The sequence below is a fragment of the Wansuia hejianensis genome, from assembly GCF_014337215.1.
In the GTDB taxonomy this organism is placed as follows: Bacteria; Bacillota; Clostridia; order Lachnospirales; family Lachnospiraceae; genus Scatomonas; species Scatomonas hejianensis.
In genome coordinates, this window is the sequence record NZ_CP060635.1 from 227,194 (window position 1) to 243,053 (window position 15,860).

At 51.0% G+C, this 15,860-nt stretch carries 12 protein-coding genes; 8 read left to right on the forward strand and 4 right to left on the reverse strand.

Annotated elements, in window-relative coordinates; all coding sequences use genetic code 11:
* Nucleotides 1-111 precede the first annotated feature (111 nt).
* From H9Q79_RS01070 to pcrA, 3 genes are all read left to right on the forward strand, one after another.
* Nucleotides 112-813 carry a response regulator transcription factor gene (locus H9Q79_RS01070; RefSeq protein ID WP_249329034.1) on the forward strand — a complete coding sequence of 234 codons (702 nt, stop codon included), beginning with the start codon at nucleotides 112-114 and terminating at the stop codon, nucleotides 811-813.
* Between the two features lie 3 nt (nucleotides 814-816).
* On the forward strand, nucleotides 817-2,208 hold the full coding sequence (locus H9Q79_RS01075) for a sensor histidine kinase (protein WP_249329035.1): 1,392 nt from the start codon (nucleotides 817-819) through the stop codon (nucleotides 2,206-2,208).
* 82 nt (nucleotides 2,209-2,290) lie between these two features.
* Nucleotides 2,291-4,501: a DNA helicase PcrA gene (pcrA, locus tag H9Q79_RS01080; RefSeq protein ID WP_249329036.1), complete on the forward strand. Its 2,211-nt coding sequence runs from the start codon at nucleotides 2,291-2,293 to the stop codon at nucleotides 4,499-4,501.
* Between the two features lie 71 nt (nucleotides 4,502-4,572).
* Here pcrA and H9Q79_RS01085 read toward each other — a convergent pair whose 3' ends face one another.
* The 4 genes from H9Q79_RS01085 to H9Q79_RS01100 all read right to left on the reverse strand — a co-directional run bounded on the left by H9Q79_RS01085 (nucleotide 4,573) and on the right by H9Q79_RS01100 (nucleotide 7,721).
* On the reverse strand, nucleotides 4,573-5,253 hold the full coding sequence (locus tag H9Q79_RS01085) for a phosphatase PAP2 family protein (protein WP_118648627.1): 681 nt from the start codon (nucleotides 5,251-5,253) through the stop codon (nucleotides 4,573-4,575).
* Between the two features lie 112 nt (nucleotides 5,254-5,365).
* Nucleotides 5,366-6,202 carry a glycerophosphodiester phosphodiesterase family protein gene (locus tag H9Q79_RS01090; protein WP_118648629.1) on the reverse strand — a complete coding sequence of 279 codons (837 nt, stop codon included), beginning with the start codon at nucleotides 6,200-6,202 and terminating at the stop codon, nucleotides 5,366-5,368.
* 3 nt (nucleotides 6,203-6,205) lie between these two features.
* The gene (locus H9Q79_RS01095; protein ID WP_118648631.1) at nucleotides 6,206-6,658 is read right to left on the reverse strand and encodes an acylglycerol kinase family protein; all 453 of its coding nucleotides are present in this window, start codon (nucleotides 6,656-6,658) and stop codon (nucleotides 6,206-6,208) included.
* A 142-nt stretch (nucleotides 6,659-6,800) separates the two neighbouring features.
* On the reverse strand, nucleotides 6,801-7,721 hold the full coding sequence (locus H9Q79_RS01100; protein WP_118648633.1) for an N-acetylmuramoyl-L-alanine amidase: 921 nt from the start codon (nucleotides 7,719-7,721) through the stop codon (nucleotides 6,801-6,803).
* A gap of 819 nt (nucleotides 7,722-8,540) precedes the next feature.
* On the opposite strand from H9Q79_RS01100, the gene H9Q79_RS01105 reads away from it, so the two are divergent.
* The 5 genes from H9Q79_RS01105 to H9Q79_RS01125 all read left to right on the forward strand — a co-directional run bounded on the left by H9Q79_RS01105 (nucleotide 8,541) and on the right by H9Q79_RS01125 (nucleotide 15,810).
* On the forward strand, nucleotides 8,541-12,338 hold the full coding sequence (locus H9Q79_RS01105) for a phosphoribosylformylglycinamidine synthase (RefSeq protein ID WP_249329037.1): 3,798 nt from the start codon (nucleotides 8,541-8,543) through the stop codon (nucleotides 12,336-12,338).
* 145 nt (nucleotides 12,339-12,483) lie between these two features.
* Nucleotides 12,484-13,803, forward strand: a complete 1,320-nt coding sequence (locus tag H9Q79_RS01110; protein ID WP_118648641.1) for a hemolysin family protein — start codon at nucleotides 12,484-12,486, stop codon at nucleotides 13,801-13,803.
* 206 nt (nucleotides 13,804-14,009) lie between these two features.
* Nucleotides 14,010-14,510, forward strand: a complete 501-nt coding sequence (locus tag H9Q79_RS01115) for an SEC-C metal-binding domain-containing protein (protein WP_118648643.1) — start codon at nucleotides 14,010-14,012, stop codon at nucleotides 14,508-14,510.
* A 12-nt stretch (nucleotides 14,511-14,522) separates the two neighbouring features.
* Nucleotides 14,523-15,287 carry a type III pantothenate kinase gene (locus H9Q79_RS01120; protein WP_118648645.1) on the forward strand — a complete coding sequence of 255 codons (765 nt, stop codon included), beginning with the start codon at nucleotides 14,523-14,525 and terminating at the stop codon, nucleotides 15,285-15,287.
* Nucleotides 15,288-15,420: 133 nt separating this feature from the next.
* Nucleotides 15,421-15,810, forward strand: coding sequence for a GntR family transcriptional regulator (locus H9Q79_RS01125; RefSeq protein ID WP_118648647.1), 390 nt, complete (start codon nucleotides 15,421-15,423; stop codon nucleotides 15,808-15,810).
* The last annotated feature ends 50 nt before the right edge of the window (nucleotides 15,811-15,860 follow it).

Below are 15,860 nucleotides of genomic sequence, written 5' to 3' on the forward strand. Positions count from 1 at the left end.
GGCAGCCTTACGGGAACCTTTTGGCATGCTTACAATTACCTTACATCTTTGACACATTGATAAAAAGGTGAAAGGAGTATGATATACTTGTTTCAGGAGGTAACAGAGTAAATGGTTTCTGACTATTTAAAGAAGAAGCGAATACTTCTGGTAGACGATGAAAAAGAGCTGCGGGAGTTGGTGCTTTCCATACTGAGAGAGGAAGGGTATGGTGAGGTGAGGACAGCCGGGACTGCGGCAGAAGCACTGCAGATCTGCCGGGAATGGCGGCCGGAATTTGCCATATTGGATGTGATGCTGCCGGACGGGAACGGGTTCAGCCTGTTCGGTGAGATGAAACAAACGGGGGATATTCCCACGCTGTTTTTGACTGCCAGAGGCGAGGCAGAAGACCGGCTGAAAGGCCTGGGTGCCGGGGCGGATGATTATATGGTGAAGCCGTTCCTTGGAAGAGAACTGATCTTCAGGGTCGGCGCGATCCTGCGCAGATGCTACAGACAGGAATCCCCGCTCGTGAAGCTGAAGGGGAGCAGCCTGGATTTTGAGAGGGCAGAGGTACTGAAGGGGGGAGAGCGCATTCGGCTGACGGCAAAAGAATATGAGATTCTTCAGGCCCTTTATCGGAATGCCGGAAAGATTGTAACTATCGACCAGTTATGCGAAGCAGCCTGGGGAGATAATCCTTTCGGATATGAAAATTCCCTGATGGCCCACATCCGGCGGATCAGGGAGAAAATCGAGGAAAACCCATCGAAGCCCGTATCGCTGCTGACTCTGAAAGGGCTTGGATACAAGCTCATCGTTGAGGGATAGCCCATGAAAAGTACGCTAAAGCTGATAAAACGTTTTTGCATTACACTGATTTTGGCAGTGGTACTCCTCTTTCTTCTGAATGTGGTGCTGCTGATCAGCGTCTCATACAGGCAGGCAGCCAATGGCAGCGGCTGGAGTGCAGCTGAAGAAGTGGCGGCGGGGCTGGCAAAGGGGGAGAATGGCGAATATGCCCTGAGTCAGGAGGGCCGGGAGGTTTTACAGTCCGGAAATGCATGGGCAATTTTGATTGAGAATGGTACCGGACAGGTGGTCTGGCACAGTGAAAATCTGCCAGGAGAAGTCCCGCTGCACTATACAGTGTCTGACATCTCCCAGGCGACGAGGGGATATATAGCTGATTATCCCACCACAGCCGGGGCCTGCGGGGATGACCTGGTCATTCTCGGATATCCCGGGACGGCTTACTGGAAACTGATGTGGAACACCTTTGACTATGAGATGATTGCCAGCCTTCCCCGCACGCTGCTGATATTTTTCATGGCCAACTGTGCACTGGTCTTTCTGATCTATATAGCTGCCACCTCCGGCGTGGTGCGTGCGGTCCGGCCGGTTCTGAAGGGAATTGAGGCGCTGCCGGAGGGAGGAGAAGTGTATCTCCGGGAGAAGGGCCTTCTGTCTGACCTTGCGACGGCTATTAACCGGGCGTCAGAAAAACTGCGGCTTCAGGAGAAGGAGCTGAAACGGAGGGAAAATGCCAGAGCCTGCTGGATTGCGGGAGTTTCCCACGATATCAGGACGCCGCTGTCAATGGTAATGGGCTATGCAGAGCAGTTAGAAGAAAATGACGCACTTCCGGAAAAAGAACGCAAAAAGGCAGGGATCATCCGCATGCAGAGTGTGCGCATGAAAAATCTCGTGAATGATTTGAATCTGTCCTCAAGGCTGGAATATCATATGCAGCCGCTGCGTATGGAGAAGGTAAATCTGGTGGCCGCCGTCCGGCAGGCGGTGGTGGATTTTATGAATCTGGATCTGGAAGGCAAATTTCCTGTTGATTGGAGGACCGATGAGCGGCTGGCTGTGTGCGGGGCGGAATGTGACGGTGAACTGATCCGCAGGGCTGTCGCAAATATACTGATGAATTCCCAGGTACATAACCCGGGAGGCTGCCGTATTACGGCAGAGGTGCGCAGGGAAGGGAAGGAGGCAGTTCTGCATTTTGAGGATGACGGAGCCGGCGTAACAGATGTGCAGTTGGAAAGGCTTCGGGGAACTGCGGGCTGTCTGGCTGAGAATAGACTACATGGACTTGGCCTGCGCATTGTCAGTCAGATCGCCGTGGCACACCAGGGAACAGTTTCTTTTTCCCATGGAAGCCGGGGAGGCTTTGCTGTGGAAATGCGTTTTCTTCTTTATCCGGCCGCTGTTTTATGATATACTATCCAGGAAAACAGTGAGAGATGCGGAGGCGGAACTGAGAACCGCCATTCCGGGCAGATATGGGTAAAGGAGTTATATGAGTAATTGCGACAGTTTAAATAATGAGCAGCAGGAAGCGGTTATGTATACGGAAGGCCCCCTGCTGATCCTGGCAGGAGCCGGCTCTGGAAAAACACGGGTTCTGACTCACAGGATCGCTTATCTGATTGAGGAAAAAGAGGTAAAGCCCTGGAATATCATGGCTATTACCTTTACCAATAAAGCGGCCAAGGAAATGCGGGAGCGGGTGAATGCGATTGTGGACTTTGGCGCGGAGAGTGTCTGGGTATCTACGTTCCACTCCAGCTGTGTGCGCATTCTGAGAAGATATATAGACAGGATTGGCTATGAGAATAATTTTACGATCTATGATACTGAAGACAGTAAATCGGTGATGAAAGAAGTGCTGCGCCGTCTGGATCTGGACCCGAAGGTTTATAAGGACCGGGCGATGCTGGCGAAGATCTCCAGCGCCAAGAATGAACTGATTCTGCCGGAAGAGTATGAGAGGAATGCTGCCCGGTGGGAGGAGAAGAAGGTGGCGCAGGTTTATCACGAATATCAGGCCCAGCTGAGGAAAAATAACGCGCTGGATTTTGATGACCTGCTGGTCAGGACTGTGGAATTGTTCCGGGCGGAGCCTGAGGTGCTGGATTTTTATCAGGAGCGCTTTCGCTATATCATGATTGACGAGTATCAGGATACGAACACCGTGCAGTTTGAATTTGTCAGGCTGCTGGCGTCCAAGTACAAGAATCTCTGCGTGGTGGGTGACGATGACCAGTCCATCTATAAATTCCGAGGAGCGAATATCGGGAATATACTGGGATTTGAAAGGGTATTTCCGGAGGCGAAGGTCATCAAACTGGAACAGAATTACCGGTCGACACAGAATATCTTGAATTCAGCCAATGAAGTGATCAGCAATAATCAGGGAAGAAAAGCGAAACGGCTCTGGACGGAGAATGAAACGGGAGAGCTGATCCATTTCCGGCAGTTCCAGAATGGATTCGAGGAGGCGGAATTCATTGTCGGAGACATCAGCAAGAAGGTAAGGACAGAAGGCTGTCAGTATAAGGATTTTGCGATCTTGTACAGAACCAACGCCCAGTCCCGTCTGTTTGAAGAAAAATTTCTGATTGCCAACATCCCCTATAAGCTGGTGGGCGGCGTGAACTTCTATGCCAGAAAGGAAATCAAGGATCTGCTGGCATATCTGAAGACAGTGGATAACGCCCTGGATGATCTGGCCGTACAGAGAATCATTAATGTGCCCAGAAGGGGGATCGGCGCCGCGACTATAAGCAGAGTGGAGGAACACGCGCGGGAGCAGGGGATTAGCTTTTATGACGCACTGCTGGAAGCAGATTACATACCAGGTGTTGGAAGAAGCCTGGCTAAAATTAAAGCCTTTACCTTGTTTATCCAGAGCCTGCGATCCCAGGAGGGATATTTGGGAGTGAAGGAGCTGCTGGAGAAGATCATTGAAGAGACAGGATATGTGAAGGAGCTGGAGGCGGAGGATACGGAGGAAGCCAGGGGCAGAATTGAAAATATTGATGAATTACTGTCCAAAGTGGCCGATTATGAAGAATCCGCGGAGCAGTCCACGCTCAGTGGTTTCTTGCAGGAGGTTGCGCTGGTTGCCGACATTGATTCTGTAGAAGAGGGAAGCGATTACGTTCTGATGATGACGCTGCACAGCGCCAAGGGACTGGAATTCGACCATGTCTACATGGCCGGAATGGAGGACGGGATATTTCCCAGTTATTTGACTATTACTGGCGGAGACAGTTCAGAGCTGGAGGAAGAGCGGCGTCTATGCTATGTGGGTATTACTCGCGCCCGTAAAAGTCTGACCATGACCTCGGCCATGCAGCGGATGATCCGGGGCGAGACTCAGTACAATAAGACCTCCCGGTTTGTGAGGGAGATTCCCAGGGAGCTTGTGGATTTGGGTCGGGATGCGATAACCGCCAGGAATTATTCTAAGCCCTCCACCTTCGGCGGGGCGGAGCTGCCTGGAAGAGCGTATTCCGCGGCGACCTTCAAGCCCAGAGAGTTCACGGTAAAAAAGGCGGAATCTCTGGAATACGGCGTAGGGGATACTGTCCGCCATATGAAATTCGGTGTTGGAGAGGTGCAGGATATCACAGAAGGCGGAAAAGATTACGAGGTGACGGTGGACTTTGAACGGGTGGGCGTGAAGAGGATGTTCGCGTCCTTTGCGAAATTGAAGAAGCTGTAGGAGTAGCGAAACAGGGCTGCGGTGCCGATGAGAGCGCACTCATCGGCACCGCAGCCCTGTTTCGTGCCTGGTCAGTTGACAGGCATTTCCCTCTCAGCGTCTGCTATCTTTTTTTTTGACCTGGAAAACAGCCAGTCTGGCCGGTAGATGACCGCGTATACCACAAAATTCAGAACAAATGCGGATATTACATCAGATACAGAATGCTGTTTTAAAAATACAGTTGATAAAATAATCAGTACCGACAGCACGAAAGAGCTAATCTGGATTCCGCGTCGTTTCCTTAGTGACTCACAGCGCCTGACAGCGATGCAGGCCACGACGGAATTATAGACGTGTATGCTGGGAAATACATTGGTGGGTGTGTCTGTCCGGTACAGGCTGCCGACCCAGCCGGTGAAAAAATTGTCTCTGGGAAATTCCGCGGGACGCAGATTCAGGCCGTTGGGGTAAACAAGGGAAATAAATAAAAACAAGGTCATGCCGATTCCCAAAGAAAAAATCAGCTGGTTATACTCCCGGACGCTTTCGTTATAAAAAATGAAATAGACCAACACCGCAGTTATGTAGAAAAACCATAAATAATATGGCACTACAAAGAGCTCACAAAATGGAATGTACTTATCCAGCGGTGAAGTGATCAGGTGAAAGTCTGCCGTCACATGGCGTTCCAGCAGGCTGAAGCTTATCACATAAAAGATCATGTACACAGGTACCAGCCACCGCTGCTTTCGTGTCTTTAGCCATTTCATTGTATTGTTCCTCCCGTAAAAGAGCAAGAATGATACTGCATTGCCAGTATGTCATATTGGAAGAATGAAGTCAAGCCGCTGACCTGAATTTTAAGAAATGCGTATAAAAATCTTAACGGGTATTTACTTTTTCCGGCAGAAAGTTCTCGAATATGACAGCGCCGTACCTTTCCTGGCAGTTGGTATATGCCAGGCGGGAACGGACGGTCCAGACAAACACGGGTATTTTGTACAGCCGGTGGTTCAGACGAAAGCCAAGCCCTGTGGCATGCTGGTAATTATAGGCGATGAAATCCGGCCTGCTCAGACAGTTGACCATCAGTGTCGTGGAAAGAAATTTGAGCAGGGCGTCCAGACCCTGAGAAGGAGCATAGCGGGTGGCCAGCTGACCTCTCAGCACAGAAGGGCAATTCCTGCGATACCACCTGAGTCCCAGCGAGTTAAAGGATTCTATGAGATATTGACCGTGGTAGGTATTCAGCTCATCCCTCAGCCGCGGGCAAAGGCTCATGTCCCCGGTGGGCAGCTTCAGTTCGATCAAAAGCGGTACCCTTCCACTCACCAGCTTCAGGACTTCAGAAAGCTTTGGAATCCGGTAATCCGTATTCAGCAGGCGGCAGCATGAAAGTTGTTCCCAGGTCAGGGATTCCACCGTCTCATCCCGGCCGCACATGCGCGTCAGCGTATCGTCATGAAATACCACAAGCTCTCCGTCCCGTGTCAGATGCACGTCCAGTTCAATGGCAAAGCCACGTTCCGCGGCGCGGCGGAATGCGGGAAGAGAATTCTCAGGGATTCCCTTTTCCAGATCCCACAGACCTCTGTGGGCGAAATCCCAGCGGCTGAAGGCCAGGCATTCTTCCCGACGGGAAGTGTCCGGATGAATGATCCAGAGATAAAAAAGGAATAAAGTCAGTGCAGCCAGCGCAACGATTAACAAAATAAGCATATATTATACCTCCTGCCCCGGAGTGATGACCTTAAGAAATTCCTGTTCCAGGGCGATTTCAAGATCTGTCTGAAGGCCGCCGGATTCACCGTCCAGATCTACAGTCATAGGACGGAAGGTGTGGAGCTTCAGAGAAGAAGCGCGCACTAGATACCGCCGCATGCGACGGTTCCCACGTCCGTGGGACGGGACTCTGCATGGCACCCGTTCCAGATGACGAATGCCGTTTAAGTCTTCATTGACAGTGCCGTCCCCGCAGATGGCGATCAAGGAATCTTCTTGGGAATCCCAGGGAGCGGAAATGATCTGAGCAGCCAGTTCCCTGGCGTGCCCGTGATAGCTGGTCGTATAGGAGCGGAACGGGAGATAGCGCAGTGACAGAGTGTGATGAACCCTGAGCCGGATTTTCTTGACGAGACCAGATTTTGCTACTGGATTAACTATAATATGATACATAAAAAAATCCTCTCGCTTTCAGTTTACCTCAAAAAAGGGGGAGGGTAAATAGATAATTTGCATTCTACATAAAAATTGGATATGGCTGCCGGGACTTCAGCAGACATATCCAATTTATGGAGTGATTTTCCGGACGGATGGTTCAGGTGGTGATAAGAGTAGAGTAGCCGGCCCGCCGCAGACGCCGTTCCATGATAATCGCGTTGCCCAGGACCCTGTAGGCTCCCACCTGTACCTTGTAATAGCCGTCATCATAGAGGATAAATGCCGGATAGCCCTGGTCCAGAAGCTCATACAGAAGATTATCTGCATTTTGTCTCACCCGGAACAGGCCGACTTGAACTCGGTAATACGTTTCGTCAGCGCCATCTTCCGCCTGGACCGGAATGGGTGTGACTGCATGCGCTTCCGGAATAGTTTCTGAAGCAGTTTCAGAGACAGTTTCTGAATCGGTTTCAGAAGTGGGACCGGAATTAGATTCAGAGATATATTCTGAATCAGTTTCAGGCACAGCTTCAGATTCTACAGTTTCCATATCCAGTGTTCCCAGGATAGCGCTCGCAATTGCCCGGGCAATTTCTGGTTTTTGTTCATCAAACAGAGTATTATCAGATGCGGTATTCAGGAAACCCGCCTCGATCAGAAGAGCGGGCATCTTAGTTCTACGCAGGACGACCAGACCGGGCCGGGCTTTCACACCCAGGTTCCGGAATCCCAGATTTTCCAGCGCCCCATTGATCGCCTCAGCCATGGTCAGCTTAATGCCGGATTTGTCATAGACGAGGGTTTCCACGCCCTGGTATTGATCGGGTTCGGGGCTGGAATTACGGTGAATCGAGATGAAAAAATCTGCGTTTGCTTCATTTGCTATCTGAGCTTTCTCAAAAGGAGTCTGATAGATATCAGTGGTGCGGGTGTAAATAACATCGATGCCGTTTTCTTCTAGAATTCTTCCTACGGCCAGGGCCAGTTCCAGCGTATCATCTTTTTCCTGGCGGCCTTCATGGACAGCACCCGGATCAGCACCGCCATGTCCTGCATCGAGCACGATTCTATATGCCATGGTAAATCTCCCTGCCATAATCTTTCTCTATTAATATATGATTTAAGCAGGACAATGTGCAAACAAATTACGGTTTTGTGGCGAGGTGGGGGTGGATACCCGGACGAAAAGCAGCGGGGGACCTCCGGCGGTTGTGGCCTGCCAGGCAGACTGGGCTTCGGGTTGAAGTGATTCTAAGACTTCCGGAGGCCACTCTCCAGGGGTACCGGGGAAAGTCCGGTGGAAGGCTTGATGCCTTCCATCCTCCGTTCCCCTCGCCCGCCGTGCATGAGGCACAGCGGACGCCCCCTGGAGAGCGGCCTCCGGAAGTCAAGAATCACTAACAACCCTGCAGAGGTCTGCCCGTCAGGCCGCAACCGCCGGAGGTCCCCCGCTGCTTTTCTGGCTGTTCCAGACGGTACAATGGCTCTCGCCAGGGGTGGAACCCCGATAGTCTCAGGCGGTAGATTTCGATATTTAATAAAGAAATACTGGCGCCAGTCGGCCGCGATAAGCCAGTGATTACTGTCTGAAACCATTCTGATGACACTTTCGGAGAACTTGGGTGAAGAGTTTTAGATCACCAGAGAGGCGGGGTATCCAAAACGCCCTCCCTTCCCCGACCAATTGGAAGCAAAACCGTAATTTGTTGTGTTGGTTCTGTGTTTTTTGAATTAGCTCATCTTATAATTATAATTAAATATATTAATTTTACTAATAATAAATCCTGTGGTATTCTGAAATTAATCAGGCGGGATGACGACCGCATAACAGAACACTGGCCGGTGTATGAGGCGGATGCTGTTTCACCGGCTGCGCGATTGCAGAAAGGATAAAGAGATGAGCACAGTCAGACGAGTATATGTTGAAAAGAAGCCGGAATTTGCCATTGCGGCCAGGGATCTGCAGCATGAGATTAAGCATTATCTGGACGTTCAGGGAGTGACCGGCGTCAGGATTCTGATCCGGTATGACGTGGAAAATATCAGCGACGACGTTTTTGAGAAGGCCTGCCATGTGGTGTTTGCGGAGCCTCCGGTAGACATTTTATATGAAGAAAGTTTTCCCATGGATGAACATTCCCATGTGTTTTCCGTTGAGTATCTTCCGGGGCAGTTTGACCAGAGGGCAGATTCAGCCGTGCAGTGTGTGCAGTTCCTGAAGGGAGAGGAGCAGCCGGTCATCCGTTCTGCGACGACGTATGTCATTGAGGGGGAGGTCAGCAGCCAGGAGCTGGAGGCGATCAAGGCTCATTGTATCAATCCGGTGGATTCCCGTGAGACGGGGCTTACGAAGCCCAGGACTCTTGTGATGGAATTTCCTGAGCCGGAGGATGTGAAGATTTTTGAAGGCTTCCAGGATATGTCTGAGGAAAAGCTTCTGGAATTATATGGATCACTCAACCTAGCTATGACCTTCAAGGACTTTCAGCATATACAGAATTATTTCAGGAACGAAGAAAAACGTGATCCGTCCGTGACAGAGGTCCGTGTGCTGGATACCTACTGGTCTGATCACTGCCGTCATACCACCTTTTCCACGGAGCTGAAGCATATTGAATTTGAAGAAGGAGATTACAAAGAACCGATAGTCAGAACCTATGAAGAATATCTGTCTGACCGTGACGTTCTCTATAAAGGCCGCGACGACAAGTTTATCTGCCTGATGGACCTGGCCCTTCTGGCCATGAAGAAGCTGAAGGCGGAAGGAAAGCTCGCAGATCAGGAGGAATCTGATGAGATTAACGCATGCAGTATTGTGGTCCCGGTGGATGTGGATGGCAGGGAGGAAGAATGGCTGATTAATTTCAAAAATGAGACCCATAACCATCCCACGGAGATTGAACCTTTCGGCGGGGCAGCTACCTGCCTGGGGGGGGCGATCCGTGATCCGCTTTCAGGCAGGACTTATGTGTACCAGGCCATGCGTGTGACCGGTGCTGCCGACCCCACGGTTTCTGCCAGAGAGACGCTGAAAGGCAAGCTGCCCCAGAAGAATCTGACCCGAGGTGCCGCTAAGGGCTACAGCTCTTATGGAAATCAGATCGGCCTTGCGACCGGGTATGTCAAGGAGATCTATCATCCCAATTATGTGGCTAAGAGAATGGAGATCGGCGCCGTCATGGGGGCCGCTCCGAGACGGGCAGTCATCCGGGAGAATTCCGATCCGGGCGATATCATCATACTGCTGGGCGGCCGGACCGGACGTGACGGCATCGGTGGCGCTACCGGTTCTTCCAAGGTACACACCACTGAGTCGCTGGAAACCTGCGGCGCGGAGGTGCAGAAAGGCAATGCCCCCACTGAGCGTAAGATCCAGAGAATGTTCCGGCGGGAAGAAGTGAGCAAGATTATCAAAAAATGTAATGATTTCGGCGCCGGCGGCGTATCCGTTGCCATCGGGGAGCTGGCCGCCGGCCTTCAGATTGATTTGGATCAGGTGCCGAAGAAATATGCGGGTCTGGACGGGACGGAGATTGCCATTTCAGAATCCCAGGAGCGTATGGCTGTGGTAGTAGACCCCAGGGACGCGGACCTGTTCCTGAAATATGCCAATGAAGAGAACCTGGAAGCAGTTAAGGTGGCGGTTGTGACAGAAGAGCCGCGCCTTGTGCTGAACTGGAGAGGGAAAAATATCGTGGATCTTTCCAGGGCGTTTCTGGATACTAATGGCGCGCATCAGGAGACAGATGTCTGTGTGGAGATCCCTTCCAGAGAAGGGAATGCCCTGAGACGCAGCGGCGATCTATCAGATGTTAAGGGGAAATGGCTGGAAACCCTGGCTGATCTGAATGCCTGCTCACAGAAGGGTCTGGTGGAGATGTTCGATTCCTCCATCGGGGCGGCCAGCGTGCTGATGCCTTACGGCGGTAAATACCAGCTGACAGAGACCCAGGCCATGGTGGCTAAGGTGCCGGTGGCTAACGGAACGACGAACACCGTAACCATGATGAGCTATGGATTTGATCCCTATATCTCCAGCTGGAGCCCATATCACGGCGCTGTCTATGCGGTGACAGAGTCTGTTGCCAGAATCGTTGCCAACGGCGGCGACTATAAAAAGATACGCTTTACCTTCCAGGAATACTTCCGCCGGATGACAGGAGACCCGAAACGCTGGAGTCAGCCTTTTGCCGCGCTGTTGGGGGCATTTGCCGCACAGAAGGGCTTCGGGCTGCCCTCCATTGGCGGAAAGGACAGCATGTCCGGAACCTTTAATGAGATCGACGTTCCGCCAACCCTCGTATCCTTTGCGGTGGACGTGGCCAAAGTGGACGATGTAATCACGCCGGAACTGAAGAAGGCCGGTGATAAGCTGATATGGATTCACATTCCTGTGGATGAGTATGAATTACCGGTCTATGACAGGGTGATGGAGATCTATGACAAGCTTCACCAGGATATGCAGGAGAAACGTGTGGCAGCGGCTTATGCCCTCGACCGAATGGGCATCGCTGTCGCTGTCAGTAAGATGGCCTTCGGGAACGGCCTGGGTGTGAAGATAGAGCACAATTTGGACCCGAGGGATCTGTTTAGTCCGTATTTCGGAGACATCATCTGTGAAGTTCCGGCGGATCAGGTGGGAAGTCTGTGCTCCGGCTACACGGTGATCGGTGAAGTTACTGAGCAGCCGCAGTTCACCTATGGCAGCGCAGTGATTGAAGAAGAGGAAGCCCTGAAGGCCTGGAACCAGACGCTGGAAAAGGTATTTAAGACCACATCGGGCGCCGGAACGGACGGGCCGACAGATCTGTTTGTGAAACCGGCGGAGGAAGGCGCTGTCCTGAAAGACGGATGTTATCAGACAGCCGGCGTTCACATCTGCAGCCATAAGATGGGCCAGCCCTGTGTGTTTATCCCGGTCTTCCCCGGAACTAACTGTGAATATGACAGCACCAGAGCATTTGAACGGGCAGGAGCGAAGGTAATAACGAAGGTGTTCAAGAATCTGACGGCAGAAGATATCCTGGATTCCGTGGAGCTGTTTGAAAAGGCCATCGGCCAGTCCCAGATTATTATGTTCCCGGGAGGGTTCTCAGCGGGTGACGAACCGGACGGATCGGCCAAATTTTTTGCGACTGCTTTCCAGAACGAGAAGATCAGAGAAGCAGTCATGAAGCTTCTGAATGAGCGGGACGGTTTGGCGCTGGGCATCTGCAACGGATTCCAGGCGCTGATCAAGCTGGGACTGGTGCCTTATGGAGAGATCACCGGACAGAAGCCGGATTCCCCTACGCTCACATTTAACACCATCGGCCGCCATATTTCCAAGATGGTCTATACGAAAGTTGTTTCCAACAAGTCTCCTTGGCTGGCTCAGGCAGAGCTGGGCGGGGTATACACCAATCCTGCATCCCATGGCGAGGGACGGTTTGTGGCTGGCGAGGAATGGATCAGGAAGCTGCTTGCCAACGGTCAGATTGCTACCAGATACTGTGACCTGGAGGGCAATTTTACAGATGACGAATACTGGAACATCAACGGCTCTTACCTGGGAATCGAAGGAATTACCAGCCCGGACGGAAGGGTATTCGGCAAGATGGCCCACGCGGAACGCCGCGGTGACGGCGTGGCTGTGAACATCTTTGGCGAACAAGATCTGAAGCTGTTTGAATCTGGCGTGGCTTATTTCAAATGAGTTGACATGACATACTGAGATATACTATAATATTCGCAACAGCGTCTGTCTCTGCAAACAGGCTGCTGTTGCGAATATTTTAGAATTTGTGAAAGACCGGCTGCTATCCGGCAATTTCACAGTAGATTGAATGGAGGAATGAATTTTGGACGGTGACCCTTGGATATGGCCCATTATTTTGCAGATTATTCTTATTGCTCTGAACGCGGTGTTCGCATGTGCGGAGATTGCGGTCATCTCAATGAACGACACGAAGCTGGAAAAGCTGGCGGCGGAAGGTGACAAGCGTGCGGTAACGCTTTCTAAGCTGACGACAATCCCCGCGAAGTTCCTGGCGACAATACAGGTGGCAATCACCCTGTCAGGCTTTCTGGGAAGTGCGTTCGCAGCGGATAACTTTGCGACTAAGCTGGTTTCGGCTCTGGCAGGCATTGGTTTCTACATGCCCCAGGCAGTGGCGGTCATTCTAATTACGATTATTCTGTCCTATTTTACCCTGGTATTTGGTGAACTCGTCCCTAAGCGTCTGGCTATGAAAAAGGCTGAAAAGCTAGCTTTGGGAATGGCTGGCATGCTGTATGTGGTATCAAAGATTTTTGCGCCTCTGGTGGGATTATTGACTGTATCCACGAATGGTATTTTGAGGCTTCTGGGCATTGACCCCAATGAAGAAGAGGAAGAGGTGACAGAAGAAGAGATCCGTATGATGGTGGATGCCGGCAGCGAAAAAGGGACGATTGACACAGAAGAAAAAGAGATGATTCAGAATGTGTTTGAATTTGATGATATCCCGGTTGACGAGATCTGCACTCACCGCACGGACGTAGCCCTGCTGTGGGCGGACGACGGGCTGGAAGAGTGGGAGAAAACCATTCATGAGAGCCGCCATTCCCTGTTCCCCGTATGCGGGGAGAGCGTGGATGACATTCTGGGGATCTTGGGAGCGAAGGATTATTTCCGGCTGAAAGGCTGCAGCAAAGATGAGATCATGGCCCAGGCCATACGTCCGGCGTATTTCGTGCCGGAGAACCTGAAGGCGGCTCTTCTGTTCCGCAATATGAAGAAGAGCGGGAATTATTTTGCGGTAGTTCTGGATGAATACGGCGGGATGAACGGGATCATTACCCTGCGGGATCTGATTGAGCAGCTTGTGGGAGATCTGACAGAGGAAGATGAAGAAGAAAAGCCCGATGAGATTCAGCAGATTTCAGACAATGTCTGGAATATACAGGGCGTGACGCCTCTCGACGATGTGGAAGAGGCGCTGCATATCAAGCTTCCGGTAGACGATTATGATACGTTCGGGGGATATATTTTCGGGAACCTGGGTTCTATCCCTGCGGATGGCAGCCAGTTTGAACTGGAGGTGGATGGCCTTCATATAAAAGTAATAGAAGTAAAAGAGCATCGGATCGAAGGGACCGTTGTGGAAGTTCTGCCAAAAGAAGAGGCTGAAGAAGAATAGCACCACTTGCTTTTTCGCATCGTTTCGTATATACTAAACCGTGCGAAGTTCTTATGCAAACGGACATGTTCGCAGGTGCGGACATCACTAATCAGGAAAGCGGATTGCTCCGTGCTCCGGTGCATGCAGGGATTGACCTCAGCCCGGCTGCCGTGCGGGGTTTTCAAAGTAATTAATTATTATAGACAAAGGACGGTAAGTTAGCAATGAGTTTATTACAGGATTGGAGAGATGTCGCCTATAATCAGGAGACAGACAAAAATCAGCTGCAGAAGTTCTGGGCGGACTATTTCCTGGTGGAAAAAGGGATTTATGAAAAGCTTCTGGCGTCTCCCGATGAAGAAGTCAGAGGAACTGTGAAAGAGCTGGCCGATAAATATGAGATCGACCTGATGCATATGGTGGGATTTCTGGACGGCATCAATGACAGCCTGAAGGTACCGAACCCGATTGAAGAGATGGAAGAGAATACAGAAGTCAGTCTGGCTTTTGATAAGGAACTGCTGTACAAGAATATGGTGGATGCCAAGGCAGACTGGCTCTATGAGCTTCCCGCCTGGGAAGAGATCTTCACTCCGGAGAAGAGGAAGGAATTATATCTGGAGCAGAAAAAATCCGGCACCATCGTGAAGGGCAAGAAGGTCGGCAGGAACGATCCCTGTCCCTGCGGAAGCGGCAAGAAATACAAATATTGCTGTGGCAGATAAGGAAGAAAAGCAATGATTTTAGCGATTGATGTGGGAAACAGCAACATAGTTGTAGGCTGTATTGACAAGAAAGGCATCCGTTTCATTGAGAGGATGTCCACAGACTTGAATAAAACTGAGCTGGAATACGCGATTACTCTGAAGAATATCATGGAGATTTATGAGATCAGAGACGGCGCCCTGGAGGGAGGGATCATCTCCTCCGTTGTACCACAGGTCACTGAAGTGCTCCGGTGTGCGGTGGAAAAACTGATCAAGACCCCGGTGAAGATTGTGGGTCCGGGCCTGAAAACGGGCCTGAATATATTGATTGACAATCCTGCTCAGCTGGGGAGCGATCTGCTGGTGGATTCTGTGGCCGCGCTGGCGGAGCATCCGGTCCCGCTGATCATTGTAGACATGGGCACCGCTACAACGGTGTGCGTCATCAACAGCAAGAGGCAGTATATCGGCGGAATGATCGTGCCGGGAGTCAGGACCGCGCTGGATTCGCTAGTGTCTCATACCTCTCTTTTGCAGCAGATCAGCCTGGAGCCTCCGAAGAAGGTGATCGGAAGCAATACCATTGATGGAATGAAGAGCGGGATGATCTATGGGAATGCCTCAATTCTTGACGGGCTGATTGACCGGATCGAAGAGGAGCTCGGAGAAAAATGCACGATTGTAGCCACAGGGGGGCTGGCCGGGGCTATTGTACCTCATTGCAGGAGACACATCCTGGTCGATGATGACCTGCTTTTGAAGGGACTTAAAATCATTTACGAGAAAAATCGCTGATAAAGAGCCGTTTTTAAAACAGAAAGATTATCTTCTGAATTAAAAGCGGCTTTTTTTATGCCTGCATTGACAATCGGCAAAAGTTTGTTATACTGTTTCTATAACAAAAACCAAAGAAAAAGAGGTTAGAAGTATGCGTTTTGAAAGGATACGGATCGATTTTAACAGTGATGAGGCTATTTATATACAGCTTCGCAATCAGATTATTCTGGGGATCGCCACCTCACAGCTGCAGGAGGGGGATGCCCTGCCCTCTGTGCGTCAGATGGCAGACTGTATCGGCATCAACATGCATACAGTAAATAAAGCGTATAGCGTTTTGCGGCAGGAGGGTATTCTTACCATAGACCGCCGTCAGGGTGCGGTCATCCGGATCGACGCTGATAAGCTGTACGCGCTGGAAGAGCTGCAGGGGGAGCTGCAGGTGATTCTGGCCAGGGCGGTGTGCAAAAATATATCCAGAGAAGAGGTGCACCAGCTGGTGGACGATATCTTCGCGTCATATGGATATACGGAGGATTAGACTGCGGCCCGGATATCCGGTGCTTTAACCGGCGGCTGAACGGTAATATC